Origin of the sequence: Gordonia sp. DT219 (assembly GCF_049847065.1) — a bacterium.
Lineage (GTDB): Bacteria > Actinomycetota > Actinomycetes > Mycobacteriales > Mycobacteriaceae > Gordonia.
Genome location: NZ_JBNCNR010000009.1, coordinates 22,856 through 39,480, shown reverse-complemented (window position 1 = coordinate 39,480; position 16,625 = coordinate 22,856). Strand labels below are relative to the sequence as shown.

The 16,625-nt window shown below is 68.7% G+C and carries 14 protein-coding genes; 8 read left to right on the top strand and 6 right to left on the bottom strand.

Annotated features, from left to right (window positions below; all coding sequences use genetic code 11):
• The first annotated feature begins 48 nt into the window (after positions 1-48).
• From ACPXB3_RS12710 to ACPXB3_RS12690, 5 genes are all read left to right on the top strand, one after another.
• Positions 49-753, top strand: coding sequence for an ABC transporter ATP-binding protein (locus ACPXB3_RS12710; RefSeq protein ID WP_425727803.1), 705 nt, complete (start codon positions 49-51; stop codon positions 751-753).
• Positions 750-3,314, top strand: coding sequence for an FtsX-like permease family protein (locus ACPXB3_RS12705; RefSeq protein ID WP_425727802.1), 2,565 nt, complete (start codon positions 750-752; stop codon positions 3,312-3,314). Before ACPXB3_RS12710 ends, ACPXB3_RS12705 begins: the two co-directional genes overlap by 4 nt.
• Positions 3,315-3,407: 93 nt before the next feature.
• The gene (locus tag ACPXB3_RS12700; protein WP_425705280.1) at positions 3,408-3,650 is read left to right on the top strand and encodes a helix-turn-helix domain-containing protein; all 243 of its coding nucleotides are present in this window, start codon (positions 3,408-3,410) and stop codon (positions 3,648-3,650) included.
• Positions 3,651-3,681: 31 nt separating this feature from the next.
• A complete protein-coding gene (locus ACPXB3_RS12695) occupies positions 3,682-4,584 on the top strand; it encodes a Clp protease N-terminal domain-containing protein (protein WP_425727801.1) in 903 nt (300 codons plus the stop codon).
• Between the two features lie 121 nt (positions 4,585-4,705).
• Positions 4,706-5,575 carry a 1,4-dihydroxy-2-naphthoate polyprenyltransferase gene (locus ACPXB3_RS12690; protein ID WP_425705282.1) on the top strand — a complete coding sequence of 290 codons (870 nt, stop codon included), beginning with the start codon at positions 4,706-4,708 and terminating at the stop codon, positions 5,573-5,575.
• 35 nt (positions 5,576-5,610) lie between these two features.
• Here ACPXB3_RS12690 and ACPXB3_RS12685 read toward each other — a convergent pair whose 3' ends face one another.
• From ACPXB3_RS12685 to ACPXB3_RS12675, 3 genes are all read right to left on the bottom strand, one after another.
• On the bottom strand, positions 5,611-6,624 hold the full coding sequence (locus tag ACPXB3_RS12685) for a cellulase family glycosylhydrolase (protein WP_425727800.1): 1,014 nt from the start codon (positions 6,622-6,624) through the stop codon (positions 5,611-5,613).
• A 172-nt stretch (positions 6,625-6,796) separates the two neighbouring features.
• Positions 6,797-7,651 (bottom strand): SGNH/GDSL hydrolase family protein, encoded by an 855-nt coding sequence (locus ACPXB3_RS12680; RefSeq protein ID WP_425705284.1) that lies wholly within the window; start codon positions 7,649-7,651, stop codon positions 6,797-6,799.
• Between the two features lie 136 nt (positions 7,652-7,787).
• Positions 7,788-8,981: a lipase family protein gene (locus tag ACPXB3_RS12675; RefSeq protein ID WP_425727863.1), complete on the bottom strand. Its 1,194-nt coding sequence runs from the start codon at positions 8,979-8,981 to the stop codon at positions 7,788-7,790.
• Positions 8,982-9,216: 235 nt separating this feature from the next.
• Between ACPXB3_RS12675 and ACPXB3_RS12670 the strand changes: the two genes are divergently transcribed.
• Positions 9,217-10,938, top strand: coding sequence for a glycosyltransferase family 2 protein (locus tag ACPXB3_RS12670; protein ID WP_425727861.1), 1,722 nt, complete (start codon positions 9,217-9,219; stop codon positions 10,936-10,938).
• Positions 10,935-13,007, top strand: a complete 2,073-nt coding sequence (locus ACPXB3_RS12665; protein ID WP_425727799.1) for an acyltransferase family protein — start codon at positions 10,935-10,937, stop codon at positions 13,005-13,007. Before ACPXB3_RS12670 ends, ACPXB3_RS12665 begins: the two co-directional genes overlap by 4 nt.
• Before the next feature lie 96 nt (positions 13,008-13,103).
• Here ACPXB3_RS12665 and ACPXB3_RS12660 read toward each other — a convergent pair whose 3' ends face one another.
• From ACPXB3_RS12660 to ACPXB3_RS12650, 3 genes are all read right to left on the bottom strand, one after another.
• On the bottom strand, positions 13,104-14,363 hold the full coding sequence (locus tag ACPXB3_RS12660) for a DUF222 domain-containing protein (RefSeq protein ID WP_425705286.1): 1,260 nt from the start codon (positions 14,361-14,363) through the stop codon (positions 13,104-13,106).
• A 151-nt stretch (positions 14,364-14,514) separates the two neighbouring features.
• On the bottom strand, positions 14,515-15,537 hold the full coding sequence (locus ACPXB3_RS12655; protein WP_425727798.1) for a glycoside hydrolase family 26 protein: 1,023 nt from the start codon (positions 15,535-15,537) through the stop codon (positions 14,515-14,517).
• Positions 15,538-15,584: 47 nt separating this feature from the next.
• The gene (locus tag ACPXB3_RS12650) at positions 15,585-15,869 is read right to left on the bottom strand and encodes a hypothetical protein (RefSeq protein ID WP_425727797.1); all 285 of its coding nucleotides are present in this window, start codon (positions 15,867-15,869) and stop codon (positions 15,585-15,587) included.
• A 135-nt stretch (positions 15,870-16,004) separates the two neighbouring features.
• On the opposite strand from ACPXB3_RS12650, the gene ACPXB3_RS12645 reads away from it, so the two are divergent.
• Complete coding sequence (locus ACPXB3_RS12645) at positions 16,005-16,586, top strand: hypothetical protein (protein WP_425727796.1); 582 nt, start codon at positions 16,005-16,007, stop codon at positions 16,584-16,586.
• Positions 16,587-16,625: the final 39 nt, after the last annotated feature.

Sequence of the window (16,625 nt, the reverse complement as noted above, 5' to 3'; positions counted from 1 at the left end):
ATCGACAATGCGCCGCGGCGGAGGTCGGCCGATGACTACCATCGACCCATGGCAGTGGGGGAGCACAATCTTGTCGAGGCCGTCGATCTCGTCCGCGAATATCGGCTCGGGCAGGAGCGGGTCCGGGCGCTCGACGGAGTAGATCTGGCCTTGCCGGGCGGGCAGTTCGTGTCGATCGTCGGCCCGTCCGGCGCCGGGAAGTCGACGCTGCTTCATCTGATCGGTGCGCTCGACGCGCCGACGTCGGGGTCCATCCGCGTCGACGGCGTCGACCTCGGCACCCTCGACGACGCCGCCTCGGAGTTCCGTCGCCACCGCGTCGGATTCATCTTCCAGTTCTTCAATCTGGTGCCGACGATGTCGGCCTGGGAGAACGTGGCGCTGCCGGCACTTCTCGACTCGAAGTCATTGCGCCGGGCCAAACCGCGGGCCGTCGACCTGCTCGAGCAGGTCGGCCTCGGCGACCGGATCGACCACCGGCCGTCGGAGTTGTCCGGTGGTCAGATGCAGCGGGTGGCGATAGCCCGCTCACTCATCATGGAACCGGCGATCCTACTCGCCGACGAGCCGACCGGAAACCTCGACTCGACCACCGGTGATGCTGTGCTGCAACTGCTCTCGCAGGTCGCGCACGGTGACTCCGGGGACTCCGGCGCCGGCACCCGGCGCCTGGTTGTGATGGTCACCCACGACGAGCATGCCGCGGCGATCGCCGACACGACGATCACGGTGCGGGACGGGAAGATCGCGTGAGTCGAGGCATTCGGGGAGTCCCGGCCGGATTCCTGGCCGGGCTCACCCGGATTCGCGTGCTGAACCTGCGCGAGATCCGCACGCACCGGATGCGGGTGTTCACCTCGCTCATCGTGGTCGTGGTGTCCTCGGCGCTGCTGGTCGCGGTGCTGGGCACCTTCGGCTCCTTCACCGCGTCGGTGCGCGAATTCAACTCGGCGATCTCCGGCGCCGCCGACGTCGAGGTCGCCGCGATCGCCGATTCCGGTGTCGACGCCGCATTGGCCACCGAGCTGCGCCGCGAGCTGCCCGACGCGAAGGCGGTGGTGCCCCTGATCCGCGGTTCGATCACCGTCGGCGACAAACAGATCCCACTGCTCGGCTCGGACCTGCACGCCACCGCACTGTCGGGTGACCTGTCGGCGGTGCAGGGCGGGATGTCGGTGTCGCTCGCCGACCTCGACACCGGCGTCATCGCCGGGCCGTCCACCGGACTGCATGCCGGACAACAGCTTACGGTCGGCGATCAGCAGGTGCGCGTGCTGCGTGTGGTCACCGGCGCCCAGGCCGGGGACCTCAACGGCGGTTCGTACGTCTTCGCGTATCTGCCGCTGGCGCAACGACTCACCGGCCTGTCCGGGTCGGAGGGAACCGCCGGCCGGGTGACGTCGATCCTGCTCGTCGCCAAACCCGGCGCCGACGTCGGGCACCTACGGGCGGAGGCGACGCGCATCGTCGGCGGGCGGGCCGTCGTCGTCAACCCCGACTTCCGGGCCAAACAGGCCGAATTGGCGAGTTCGGTCACCCGGGATTCGACGCTGCTGGTCGCGTTGGTGTCGCTGGTGATCGCCGCATTCCTGGTCTTCAACACCATGAACATGGCCGTCGCGTCGCGAAGACAGTCGCTGGCGATGGTGCGTGCGCTCGGGGCCCGGCGCTCTCATCTCGTCGGTGACATGCTCGGCGAGGCAGCGCTATCCGGTCTCGTCGGCGGCGCGATCGGGGTGCCCATCGGGGTGCTCGCCGGGCAATGGGCGGTGTCGCGGGTGCCCAGTGTGACGCGCGACGGGGTGAACATCGCGGTCGGCTATCACCTGCCCGCCTACGCGCCCGTCATCGCCGTCGTCGCCTGCATCATCTCGTGTGTCGGGGCGACGAGTCTGGCTGCGCGGTCGGTGTTCTCGGTGTCGCCGGTGGAGGCGATGTCGCCGGGGGTGCTCGCCGACAGCGTGCCGCGCCGAGGGGTCTCGGTGTGGGTGGCGGCGATCGCGGGGATCGCCGCGGTGATCGGCGCGTGGGTCATCGTGGCCACCGTGCCCGACCGGCCGGCCATCGCGGCCGGCGCGGTGTATGCGCTTGGCGCACTGCTGATCTGCTATGCCTGCACCCGGCCGCTGGTGGCTGCGGTGGTGTGGCTGGCGCGGGCGTTCGGCGGGCCGGGGCGGCTCGCGTCGGTGAACACGCAGCGCGCCCCGCGTCGTGCCTGGGCGACGCTGATGACGGTGGCCGTGGCGATCGCCGTCGGGATGGGGACCTCCGGTGCCCTCGACAACCTCGTCGCCTCGATCTCCACGTCGCTGGAGGGACTGGGGGATCCGGACTTCTACGTGTCGTCGTCGTCGGAAGACGAAGTGCCACTTGGGCCGATCCTGCCGCCGCAGATCGCCGGCGAGGTCGCGGCGGTGCCCGGGGTGAGTCAGGTGCTCGGCGGCCAGTGGGCCAACGTCAACGTCGGCGAGGACCGCGTCCTCATGCAGGGTCTGGTGCCCGGCTCGCACGCGCCGTTCATCCGCAAGGCGACGCCGGCGGCGGTCCGGCAGGTCCTCGCCGGTGACGGCGTCATCCTGTCCAATGTGCTGGCGCGGACACTGGGCGTCCACACCGGCGACGTGCTGCACATCGCCACTCCGACCGGCTATCGCGAGACAACGGTCCGCGACACCGTCGACTACGTCTCCATCGACTCCGGGACGGCCGCGATGTCGAGCGAACTGCTCGGCCGCTGGTTCGATCGCCCCGGCGACACCTACCTGCAGGTGATCACCGCTCCCGGCGCCGACAAAACACAGGTCCGGGCGGCGCTGGAACGGATCGCCGCCGCCATTCCACTCGACGGCGGGCTGCACGCCCACGTCTACACGGGGGCGGCCGCGGTCGCCGCCACCCAGCGGCAGGCGCAGCAGTCGGGCGCGTTCACCGTCGCCATCCAGTGGATCGTGTCGGCGGCGGCCGCGATCGCCCTGCTCAACACGTTGTTGCTGTCGGTGATCGAGCGCCGGCGGGAACTCGGCGTGCTGCGCGCCATGGGCGCGTCCCGGCGTTTCCTGTCGCGGATGGTGCTCGCCGAGGCGGGGGCGGTCGCCGTCGTCGGGGCGCTGCTCGGTCTCGTCATGGGCGCGGTGCTACACCTGTTGTCCGACGAGATACTCAGTGCCACCACATCTTTGGACATCGCGTATGCGCCGCGCCCGATCACCGCGGTATTCGTGGGGGTGTCGGTGGTGCTCTGTCTCGTCGGGGCCCTGGTGCCCGCCCGGCGTGCGGCGCGGATGAACATCACCGAGTCGATCGCCAACGAGTAGCTGCGCCGGGTCGCTCTGCCCGGACCGGGTGCCCGCGAAAATTGACTGTCAATAATTCTTGACACGTCCCGGATGTCAACATAACCTGACAACATGCACGACGAGCAGAACACTGATCCCGCCGAGGCGCAGAGCCTCGCCGGAGCCGCCGCAAGCGACGACCCGGGCCGGGGACTGGCCGCGGTACGCGCCCTGCGCACCCTGGCCGACCGCCTCGAAGAGGTTCAGGTGGCCAACGCCCGTGATCAGGGCTGGAGTTGGCAGGCCATTGCAGAGGTTTTGCAGGTCAGCCGGCAGGCCGTGCATCAGAAACATTCGCCACGCGAGGCGCCCTGACGGGCCTCGACAAGCTGTAAGGAGAACCATCATGTTCGGTCGATTCACTCGAGACGACAAGATGCTGCTGGCATTCGCCACGCAAGAAGCCGCCGACCTGGGACACCACCGGCTCGGCAACGATCACCTCATCCTCGGGATGCTGTGCAATGCGCGTACGCCGTTGTTCGGTGTGCTCCACGAGGCGGGGCTCAACCTGGTGGGGGCCCGCGACAGCTCGCGCGCCTACCACGAAGAGAACGACACCGACGACGATGCCGCCGCGCAGGAGAGCGCCGCCGATCGGTATGAACAAGACCGAGAGGCGTTGCGCTCCATCGGTATCGACCTCGACAAGGTGCGTGCGGCGGTCCGTGACCGCTTCGGCGACGACCTCGCCGACGGCTGGGCCGAACGCCCTGAGCGGGGTCGTGGACGCGGTCGCGGACGCGGCGAGTGCGGACCGCATGGACGCGGACCGCACGGCCATGGACGCGGACGGGGCCGCGGCCGCGGGGGCTGGGGTCCAGAAGGCTGGGGCCCGGAAGGATGGGGTCCGGAAGGACGAGGCCCGGAAGGCTGGGACGGTCCCGGTTTCGGTCCCGGCTTCGGCCCCGGCGGCCCCGGCGGTCGCGGTTTCGGTCCCGGCGGCCCGGGTTTCGGTCCCGGCGGTTTCGGTCCGGGCGGCCCGTTCGAGCCCGGCCGCGGCCGTCGTGGTCCGCGCGGACGAGGCATGCGGCCCCGTTTCGCCCCCGAGACGCGTGAGGCGCTCGAGGCGGCGGTGCGCATCGCCCGTGAGCGCGACGACCGTCAGCTCCGCGCCGAGTACCTGCTGCTCGGCATCATCGAGGTCGCCGACCCGGCGTCGTTGGCCGTGATCAGCGCGGTGACCACCCCCGACGACCTCAAGGCCGCGATCCTCGCGAGCCTGCCGGAGGCGCCGGCCGGGGTCTGATCAGCCCGTTGGCCGACCCGGCCGACCCGGCTGACGGGAATCGGTAAGACATGGGTCGCGGTTGCCGAGAGAGATGTCTACCGATTACGCCGGCGCGAGCCGGCCTGGAAGGATCGAGGGCGTGGCAACCCCAACGCAGTGGATAGCAGGCGCCCGTCCGCGCACCCTTCCGAACGCGATCGCGCCGGTGGTCGCCGGGGTCGGCGCCGCGCTCCTCGACGGCGACGTCGTCTGGTGGAAGGCGGCGCTGGCCCTCGTCGTGGCGATCGCGCTCATCATCGGCGTCAACTTCGCCAACGACTACTCCGACGGCATCCGCGGCACCGACGACGAGCGTGTCGGCCCGATGCGCCTCGTCGGGTCGGGCGTCGCCGCGCCGTCGGCGGTCAAGACCGCCGCGTTCGTGTGCTTCGGGATCGGCGCGGTCGCCGGGGTGGTGCTGGCGGTGACGTCGGCCTGGTGGTTGATCCTGATCGGCGCGGTCTGTATCGCCGGCGCCTGGTTCTACACCGGCGGGTCGAAGCCGTACGGGTACTACGGACTCGGCGAGATCGCCGTGTTCACCTTCTTCGGACTCGTCGCGGTGCTGGGCACCCAGTTCGTCGCCTCCGGCCGGGTCGACTGGGTGGGCCTCGTCTGCGCGATCGCCATCGGCGCCATCTCCACCGCGGTGCTCGTCGTCAACAACCTGCGCGACATCCCCGGCGACACCGAATCGGGCAAGATCACCCTGGCCGTGCGCCTCGGCGACGCCCGGACCCGCATCCTCTACCTCACCCTGCTGGCGATCCCGCTGATCGCCAGCTGCGTTCTCGTCGTCGCCACCCCGTGGTCACTCATCGGTCTGCTCGTCGCTCCGATCATCGTCGCGGCCGGTCGGCCCGTCGCACGAAAAGCGCTCGGCCCCGGCCTCATTCCGGCCTTGGGCGCCACCGGGATCGCGATGCTCGCGTGGTCGGTGCTCACTGCCGTGGCGCTCGGCGTGGGCTGAGGCGAACACGTGGCCGTCCGTGACGACGTTCTACCTCACTCGGCCGGCGTGCTCTCCGGAATCGAGGCGTCGCCGCCGGCGGAGTGCACGGCCTCGGGCTGCACGGTCTCCGGTGGCGTCGGCTCGGACGCGGCGCTCTGGGGTGTGATGACCGTGTCCGGTGGCTGCGGATCGGCGGTGCTCGAGCGCGTCGACGGTGCCAGGGACGGCGTCGTCGAGGTCGTCGACGTGGTGGGCGGATCGGGCGCGTCGCCCTCGTGGTCGTCGGGAGCAGGCACCGCCGGGGGTGGGACGGCGACGGTCTCGGTCACGATCGGCGGCGCCGGGGCCGCGGCCGGCGACTGGGCGGGAGCCGGGCTGACCGGGGCGACCGTCGAGCCGGTGATCGCCGGAGCCGAGGGCGGCGTGGCCACGACCGTCGCGGTCACCTGCTGGCCGCTGACCGGGGTGCCCGGATCGACCGCGCGGATCGCGTTGATCGCCGCGGCGAGTAGATCACGCAACATCGTCGACGGCACAACCGAATTCGGCTCCGTCGCGCCCACCTGATTCCAGATCTCGTAGCCGGCGACCTTGCCCTTGTAGCGGGCGGCGAGTGCCTTCGCGAACGCTGCGAACGCGGCAGGCGGGTTGCTCGCCGTCGACGTCGCCCCGGTCCACCGTGAGCTCACCGACGCCACGATCACCACATGCATGCCGCGCGCGCGGGCGCCGTCGACGATGGCGTCGAGGCGCGACCACCCGGCGGCGCCGCGTTCGAGGTAGCGCCACGGTGCGCCGACGCGGATGTCGGTCACGCCCAGCGTCCGGAGGCTGTCGAGGGTGGCGCGCAACTGCCCATCCGAGATCCGGTAGATCTGGTCGTCGGTGACGCCCAACGGGGTCGGCTCATCGGCCACCGAAGCCAGCGCGACCGGCAGGTTGACGGCGCGCGACGGCTCCGCGGACGGGAACGACCACAGCGTCGCGAACGCCATCGACCCGGCGATGCCGACCGCCAGCGCACCCGCGCCGACACGACGCGTCAACGGCGAGCGGAGGGCATGCATGACAGGACTTTCTCAGGTTCGGTGTAAGCGTTCCTCAGGATTGTCCCGTACTTCGGCGCGCAGCGGTAGGGAGGGTGGGTCGTCCGACCGGGGGAAATTGTGTCTGGGGGGAATTGTGTCGGGGGTGAATTGCGTCTGGGGGGCGCGGCTGTGGCTGTGGTCAGGGCGAAGGTCAGGCGGGCGCGGGCAGCCCGAACGCGGCGAGCACCGTCTTGGCCCACAGCTTCTGTCCGGCGGCGTTGGGGGCGACGGTGTCCGACATCAGCGCCGCGCGCTGTGTGGCGTCGGCCGGGAACGCCGAGTACACGTCGATCACCTGGATGCCCTCGGCGTCCATCGCCGACGCGTACCCCGACACCTGGTCGGCGTTGTCGGAGTCGCGCGGCGGGTTCTGCTTGACGACGGCGATCGGCGCGCCGGGGAACTTCTTCTGCAACGCCGCGAGGAGCGGCTGGATCTGCGGGGCCAGCGGCTGCGTCGCATCCTCCGACAGCCCGAAGTTCACCAGGATCAGATCCGGCTTGATCGCCGCACCGCTCGGGGTGGTGGTCAGGGCGCTCAGATTGTCGGCCGCGTAGTGCGCGTCCTTACCTGCCGCCGACCCGTTCCAGTACCCGACGGCGCCGTTGGGTCCCTTGCCGAGGCCGACGGGTGCGCCGTACTCGGCGGATGCGGCATTCCAATAGGCAGTGGCGACGGGGCGGTCGAGGGATTGGCTGATCGCCGTGCCCAGCGCCGGCGCCCAGCCGTTGGGTGACGATCCCGTCGAGTCGCCGAGCAACAGAATTGTCTTGGGCTGTTTCGGTGCCGCTTTCGCCGCATTCATGAATGCGACGGTGGCCGGGGTGCCGGCCGAATCGGGCGAATTCGGTGCAGCAGTGGTCGGTGCGGCCGCCGGCGTGGCGGCGGGCGCGGTGCGATTGGACGAGATTGCCAGGCCGACAACGAGAACGATGACGCACACGATCATCACGATCCACGCCCACAATGGTGCCGAGTGATAAATCCGTTTTAACGTATGCTTCATTCGCTGAAGTACTCCACTTTCCCATTCACGCCATACAGCACCCGGCAAGTGGACATCACGATAGCGGGCAACGCCGACAGTCGCCGACCTCGCCCCGGCGCATGGTTTTGCCGATGTCGTCTGTTCGGAGGAATTCTCAGCAGTTTCCCGGCGCCGGCCGGTCGGCGAAACGATCGGCGACCCACTGCCCCAGCAGCGGTCCCGGATCCAGGGAATGCCCGGCCCCCTCGCGCCGCACCCGCTGCACCGAATCACCGAGCGCGCATCCCTTGCCCAGGGTCACCTCCATCCGGTCGACGGGGATGATCTCGTCGACGCTGCCATACAAGGCCAGGATGGGGACGTCGGTGTGGTTGCGGGGCAACGACATCTGCGCCAGCGTCGTGCGCAGCGCCCCGGCGGCGGGGCCGTCGGCGGTGAAGATCGCCGTGTCGGAGGCCTGGATCTGGGCCGAGCGCGCCGACTTGTCCGCCGAACACGACACCAGCGTGGCGTGCCGGTCGGCGGCCACCCCGTGCAGGTAATCGTCGGCGCGGATGTGCGGATCGGCTTGTGCGACGCCCTCGACCAGGATCGGATACAGCCAGCGCTGCGCCGGTGTCAGCTCCCCCGATTGGGCGCGGTCGACGAGGTAGGTGGCGTCGAGCAGCGGCACCGACGCCACCACGCCCAGCAGCGCGCCGCTGCCCGCGCCGTAGGACGCGAACCGTTCGGCGGTCGCCCACGCCGCCGCCCCGCCCTGCGAGGCGCCGATCGCCACCCACCGCGACCCGATCGTCGGTTGTGCCGAGCGCGCCGCCCGCACCGCGTCGATGACGTTGTCGGCGGCGGTGCGCGGTTCCAGATACGGGTGGGCGGGCGCCTGCGTGCGCAGCCCGAGGCCCTGATAGTCGGTGGTGACCACCGCATATCCGGAATTCAGGAACGCCGCAACAGCATTCAGGTCGCCGAACATGTCGGGCCGGTCCGACGGCCCGCAGTCGCGCGTCACGCCTGTCGTGCCGTGCGCGTAGGCGATCAGCGGCCAACCCGCGGTCGGTCGCTGATCTGGAGACTGCTGATCTGGGGGCAGCTCGCCGCCGGGCAAAAACACCGCACCCGACACCGTCGTCGACGAGCCGTCGACCCCCGACACCGAGCGGTAGACGATGCGCATCGCGTGGGCACCGGCAGGTAGGTGCGCGGCCCATTCGGCCGGCGGATCGGCGACCTCGACGACCTGCCCGCGGATGGCCGAGGTGTGCGCACTCACCGACGGCGCGGAGCGGGACGTCGCCGGGACCGCCGAGGTCGACGTGGCGCAGGCGGCGAGCGCCGTCGCGGCGCACACTGCGCCGAGCGCACCGAGGAATCTGCTCCGCCACAACACACGACGACGGTAGCGGCCCGCCCGGCCCCGGATTGCATCGGCGTTGCCGGTACTCGATTCTGTACGGGTGCAAGTGACTCTCGGAGACGCGATCCCGACACCGCGTCGCCGGGCGAGCACCCCGCCCCCGCCGCCCGCGGCCCAGGTGATCTCCCCGCCCGCCGACGACGAGATCTACGAATATCTCGGCCCGCAGATGCGCTGGATTCAGCTCGTGCTGCTCGTCGCGTTCGGATTGGCGGCATGGTCGCTGACGGCCTTCGCGACCGCACACCCGGCGTTGTGGCCGGCGCTGATCGTGCTCGTCGTGAACGCGGTGGGGACCGCGCTGTCGTTGGTGACCGGCCTGTACCGGCGGCGCGTGACCTGGCGCACACACCAACAGCTCGCCGCGACATGGCATCCCGACGGCGGACAGTTCGCGTCGGTGGACGTGTTCCTGCCGACATGCGGGGAGAGCCTCGCCATTCTGCGCAACACCTACCGTCACGTGGCAGCGCTCGGCTGGCCGGGCGTGCTGCGCGTGCACGTCCTCGACGACGCCGCATCCCCGGCCGTGGCCGGCCTGGCCGCCGAGTTCGGCTTCGCCTATCGGGTGCGGCCCGACCGCGGGCATCTGCGCAAGGCCGGGAACCTGCGGTACGCGTTCGACCGGACCGACGGCGACGTGGTGGTGATCTTCGACGCCGACTTCTGCCCGCGCCCCGACTTTCTCGCGCACCTGATGCCTTACCTCGACGACCCGCAGGTGGCCATCGTGCAGAGCCCGCAGACCTTCGCCACCACCGAACAGATGGGCTGGATCCAGCGCACCGCCGGAGCCACGCAGGAGTTCTTCTACCGCTGGGTGCTGCCGTCGCGGGACCAGATCGACGCGGCCAATTGTGTTGGGACATCGGCACTCTACCGCCGCTCGGCGCTGGCGCACGTCGGCGGATTCGCGCCGATCGAGCACAGCGAGGACCTCCACACCGGTCATCACCTGCAACAGGCCGGCTACCGCATCCGGTACGTGCCGGTGGTGCTGTCGCGGGGACTGTGCCCCACCGACCTCGCGGGGTTTCTCAACCAGCAGTACCGCTGGTGCATGGGCTCACTGTCGCGGGCACACAATCCCGTTTTGCCGCAAGACTATCGGCCGATGACGCTGCGCCAGGCGCTGGCGCACTCGGCGGGCGTCTTCTACTACCTGACGACCGCGATGAACGTCTTCATGGTGTTTCTGCCCGGCATCATCATGCTGATCGCGTTCCCCGACGACATCCGGCCCGCGCAGCTCGTGCCGTTCCTGTTCGGGTTGTGGGTGTACCTGGTGATGTTCCCGCTGGTGTCACGCAGTCGCTGGCGGTTCGAGGTGCTGCGCATCCAGATGGCCTACGGGTTCGCCCACACCGTCGCGATCGTCCACAAGCTGTTCGGCCGCGAAATCGGATGGGTGCCCACCGGAGCGGTCGGCACCAGCAATTCGCTGGCGCGGTCGATCAGCGCGCTGGGTGCGGTGTCGCTGGGGGCGTCGCTCGTCGGGTTCTGGCTGTTCGCATTCGTCGACGTCCGCGCCGACGGTCTGCCCGCGTTCTGGATGATGATCGGATTCGCCTGCGCCTACAGTTATCTCGCGGTGCCGCTGCTCATCGAGTTCGTGCGGGTGCTGGTGGCTCGCGTGCGCCCGGGCGGGGTTGCGGTGGACGACGCCGACGTGCTGCCCGCTGACGTGCTGGACGTTGGTGCCCTGCCCGCCGATCAGCCGGACGCGCCGGATCGGTTGCCGCGGCCGTCGGTGACCGAGCGTCGGCCAACCGCACCCAACTGGAACCGGATCTCGGGGTGGGAGGTCGTCGGCTACACCGTGGCGATCGCGTTCGTCGCCGCGCTCGCGCTGGGCGTGTTCGACATCATGCTCCCGTGGACGGCGTCGTGACCCGACCGCACACGTCGACCTTCTTCACCGACGTCGCCGGACTGCGTGGTGTCGCGGTGCTTTTGGTGGTGCTCTTTCACGCCCGGATTCCGGGACTCGACGGCGGATTCGTCGGCGTCGACATCTTCTTCGTCATCTCCGGATTCCTCATCACCGGACTGCTGATCCGCGAATTCGAGAAGACCGGCACGGTGTCGTTCAAGGGTTTCTACGCGCGACGCTGCCGCCGCATCATTCCGGCTGCGGCGCTGGTGATCGTGGTGTCGTTGATCGGCGCCGCCCTCACGATGCCGCTGTTGCGGGTGTTCAAACAATCCCTCGATCTGCTTGCCGCCGCAGCGAATCTGGCCAACTGGCATTTCATCGCCCAGAACGCCGACTACCTCGCCGGCGCCATCGACGGCAGCCTCGCCACCCACTTCTGGTCGCTGGCCATCGAGGAGCAGCTCTACCTCGTGTGGCCGATGATCATCTTCGCCGCAGCGATCCTGGTGGCGAGAACCCCGCTACGGCACCATCTATCGGTCCGGTCGTCGATCGGTCTGGTGGTTGCGGCCCTCACCGTCGGCTCGCTGATCTGGGCGATCCGGCTCACCCCGGTCGACCCGGCCACCGCCTACATGGCGACCTATACCCGCGTCTGGCAGTTCGGGGTCGGTGGGCTGCTCGCCGTCGCCGAGCCGATCCTGATCGGTGCCGCACGCCGCACCGCGCCGACCCGAATCGTTGCGGCGCTGCTGGGCTGGGTAGGCATCGCCGGGCTCGTCGCGTCGGCGGTCCTGATCACCGCGACCACGCCGTATCCGGGCGCGGCCGCACTGCTGCCCACGATCTCGACGGCGCTGATCATCCTGTCGGGCCAGGTGATTCCGGCCGACGTCGGCACCCGCGCGGGTAATGCGTTCACGGCCGGATTTCTGTTGTCGGTGCCGCCGATGCGGTTCCTCGGCCGCGTGTCCTACTCCTGGTATCTGTGGCATTGGCCGGCGCTGGTGCTGTTCGAGACGCAGACGGGGAGCACGGCATGGCCGGCGTTGCTGGCGGTGACCGGGGTGGCGTTGCTGATCGCGATCGCCTCGACGCTGTTCTTCGAGGAACCGCTCATCGCCAATGCCGAACTGCGACGCAACCATTCGGCGTCCATCTCGGTCGGTGTCATCGGACTGGTGATCGGGCTGGCCGTGTCGATGACTGCTGGTGTGATCACCGTCAAGGTGGCGAGCGGCGACACCGTCAGCAACGCCGCCCTGAGCTACCAGTCGGTGTTCGGGCAGGAGAGTGGTGCCACGTCGGGTCCGGTGGTGCCGAATCCGTTCCAGGCGTACGACGACCGGCCGTCGCCCACCGAATGCCTGGTGCCGGTCGGCGACTACGGGCCGGGCCGCGAGTGTGCATTCGGCCCCGGTGACGGTATCCCGGTGGTGCTGTTCGGCGACTCGCATGCCGAGCAGTGGGCGGAGACGTTGCGCGCCATCGGTACTGCGCACAACTGGCGGATCTACCAGTTCACCAAGGCGGCGTGTCCGGCGCAGAACCTGCGCCCACGGACACACCGGCCCGATCCGTTCAACGCCGCCGATTGCGTCCGCTGGCGGGAAGACTCACTGCACCAGATTGCCGCGCTCGCACCGAAGATCGTCATCTTCTCGTCCCTGTCGACCTACGTCCCCGACTATGACGAGTCGGCGCAGGCGTGGGACGACACGCTTGCGGTGCTGCGCGGCACCGGTGCGCGCCTGGTCTATATCGCCGACACCCCGTATCCGAACTTCCAGATCGCCGACTGCATGTCGGGTGCGCTGGACGACTGGACGCGCTGCAACTTTCGGCTCGACGATGTGGTCCGCCACGAACCGATCCTCACCGAGCAGGCACGCGGGCGTGACCGTGACATCGTCACCCTGAGCGTGAACAGCCTTCTCTGCGACGGCGATACGTGCGTGCCGGCGCGTAACAAGATCCTCTTCTACCGGGACGAGTCGCATCTGACCGCGACCGCGGCGAAGGTCCTCGAACCGGAATTGACCCGGCAACTGGATCGTCGGCGCTTCGACTACAACGCCCGGTAGGGCGTCACTATGGAATTATCAAGGTACACAGCTACTTCCGTAGAAGTATGGTCAGGAGGCGGGTGTGATCAGGCGGCGAGTGTCAGGCGGCGGTTGTCAGGCGGCGCTGTCGAGGCGTAGGGTGCGCCGGTTGTAGGCCGGTAACGGTCGTCGTTTGGGGTCGACCGCGGCGGGTGGGATGAGCCACGGGTGACGATCGAAGCCGATGATCACGTCCCACCCACTATCGTGGACGTCGTGGTGGCAGCTGGTGCACAGGAGGCATCCGTTGTCGAGGTCGGTGGGGCCACCGTCAGCCCAATGCCGCAAATGGTGCGCCTGCGTGCGCGAGGCGGGCGCGCCGCACTTGATGCAGCATTTGTCCCGGAGTAGCAACGCTTTTCGCTGTGCCGGGGTGAACAGCCGCTTTTCGCGTCCGACGTTCAACGGCACTTCGTCGTCGTCGACGATGACCACGGTGACTCCGGCATCACAGCCCAGTGTTTTCGCGGTGGCGGGCGTGACCGATCCCATGAACTCGAGTGCGGAAAGCTTCGGTGTGTCGGCGGGGATCGTCAACAGCACCCCACCGGTCGGCTTGCAGGACACGGTCTCGTCGGCAAGACCCTTCTGGGCAAGTTCGAGGATGGTTTCGAGAGCATCAGCACGTTTCCGTTCGACCGGCCGCGGATCGTGCGAGCCGTCGGGTTGAGGCTTTGGCGCGGACAGTGTTTCGACGAGGCTGTGGAGTTTCTCCCCGGCGACCGCATCGAGATTCGCGCGCACGTCGAGCCGGCCGTCGCTGGTCTTGTGGTAGCCGAGTTCGTTGACGGTCTTGTCTTCGGCGGCAGGCGTACCGCCGGTGTCATCGGCAAGAATGTTGCCGAGTTGGTGTGCGTGCTTGCCGATTTCGGCGGGACTCATCCCGGACAGTGCTTGGGAGACGAGGGCGCGGGTGTGGTCGCGGCGTTGCTCGGGGGTGACGGGTTCGCCGGCGCGGGAGGCGATGTGGGTGAGTCCGCGGACGATGGCGTCGGCGTGGTCGAGGGACACTGACCCGTAGGCGCTGTGCTTATGGAGTCCGTCGATGTTGTCGGTGGTGCCGATGCGAACGAGCCGGCCCGCGACGGCCGGGGCGAATCCCATGGAGATCAACAGTTCTCGCACCGATCGGCCTTGGGGTGCGGTCATGTTGAGGCGGTCGAACTCGCCGGTCAGTTTCGCCGCGTAGTGATCGAGCATGTTGCGCAACGTGTTCAGTTGCTGCATCGCGGCGAACGCTTCACGTGAGGTGAGGTCTGGACTGTAAGCACGGTCGTCGAGTTGGGCGATGAGGTGCCCGTACAGTTCGGCGGAAAGAGTGGTGGCGTCGATCATGGATTCCCCCCTGGATGATCTTGCGATAAGTCCAGTGTAGCAGAAAATTTGTTCGACGCGCAAGTGTTCGACGAGTTATTAGCAAGGGCGACAAACACTTTCGTCACTTCAGTGAACAGATATCGCAAATCCTCGCGGACAGCGCTCGCCGCTACCGGAGTCCCAAGCCGGCGACGCCGGCACGGAAGGCGGCGGTACTTGCCGGAGTCGAGTTGAAGCGCCAGTCGCGTTCTTTGTCCATCTGGAACCAGACGAAACCTTCGACGCGTGACTGACTTTGGATGAGGGTGAAGAAGTCTCGAATCCAGCCGGCCTTGTCCTCGGGGGAGGGGCCGTCGGCGGAGGCGACCTCGGTGACGAGGATGGGGTGTGTGCCGTCGATCTCGCGCAGCGCGTCGAGGCTCGGCGCAAAGAGGTCGGTCGCCGCCTGCCAGTGGTGGCCGGGCTGCTCGCCCCAGTTGTATCCGTCCAGCCCGAGTACGTCGACGAGGTCGGAACCGGGATAGGCATCGGCGAACGGATTGGTACCGGGAGTGAGAACGTTTGGCGCCCAGACGAACTGCACCGAAGGTATGCGGGCCTCGTGCATGACCGAGTGCATCCGCGCCCAGGCGGCGCGATAGTCGGCGGCCGTGTTGCCGTTGACGCCGATCGACCACGGATACCAGGTGCCGTTCATCTCCTGCGCGAACCGCAACAGCACCGGTTTGCCCCACGACGCGAGACCGTCTGCCCAGCTGGCGAATTGGGTGTCGAACGCACCCGCGGCGATGCGCGCGAGGGAGTGGTCGGGCTGGTCGACGCCGCCGTCGGGTCGCCACGGCTCCAGGGTGAGCAGTGGTGTCGCGCCGGTGGTGGCGATCGCGTCGAGTTCTGCGGTCGGCACCGGGTCGCCGATCGCGGCAAAGCGGTGCACGTATTTCGGGGGCGCGCCGGCCATGGTGGCGAGTTGCTGCAGCGGTGAACGGGTCGAGCCCGCGGCGGGCAGCACCGACGGGATGAACGCACCCCACGGTCGTAGTGCCGGTGGCGGCGTCGCCGGTGCGGGTGTCACCTGCCGGTCCGACGCGCATGCGGCCACCAATCCGACCGTGCCGAGCGTCCCGAGCCGCAGGACATCACGTCGTCGGATGCCGCGCGACAGCGAGCGCGGCGGTCGGTCAGGCGAGTCCACCCGGTCATGCTATTCGGCGGTCGGCCTGTCGTCGGTTTGCCTGCGCGTCAAACGTCGTTGCGGGTGGGCGCTCGTCGATACGCGCGGGTACACGCCCAGAAGGCGATCCAGAGGGCGACGAGCGACAGCAGATCCGCCTCGGTGATCCCATGCCGGTCGGTGATGCGGATCATCGTCGACCCTTCCAGCGGCTTGTTCCAGATCACCCACGCAATACCGACGACGATGAGTACCAATGCCGCCCGGCCGCTCGGCCGGAGCAGTGTCCACAGCCCGCATGCGAAGAGCAGATTCAGCAAGACGAGGGCGTGGAACAGATCGGGTGCGCGCATGGTGGACAAGTTTGTCCGGTGAGGGCGTTGGGGCACACCATTGGACGAGAATCTCGGAGATTCGTGCTTGATCGGGCGTCCGTCAACTATGGTTCTGACACCCGTAGTGCCGGAACAGTCCGGCCGAGGAGTGCAATGAAGCGCATCGTCGCGGTCGCCGCCTTCGCAGTATTGCTCGTGCCGATTGCCGGCTGTGCGTCGCACACCCAGCGGTCGCCGTCATCACCAAGGTCGACGGTCACCGAGTACGTCGCCCCCTCATCGCCGACGACGAGCAGTGCGGCACCCGTCACGCCGCCGCCGACCACTCCTGCCGCGACGACTACCGAGGCACTACCTGTCGTCACCGAGGGCGCCCTGTGCGCTTCGCGCGGTGCCGTCGCGGTGTTTGCTGATGGCGCCGCCGCCTACTGCGCGCGTCTGCAGGGCACGGACGGCGGAGCGTGGTCTCGCGACCCGGATCTGGCCCCGAATCCTGCGCTGTCGCAGGCACAGACGCCGTCGGCACCTGGCCTCGGCGATTCCTGCATCGGTGCGGACATCGGACGCACCGCCACCGACGCGAACGGCACCGCCATCGTGTGCGACAACTATCAATGGGTTCCCAACACCGGCCAGACCCCGCGACACCCGTGGGCCGACGATCAGCGCGAGTGGACGGATTGCCTGCAAACGCATTCCGCAGACGAATGCCGCGAGATCCTCGGAACCAACTGAGCCGAGGCGATCGATCCGATCTGCTCGGCGATAGGTCGG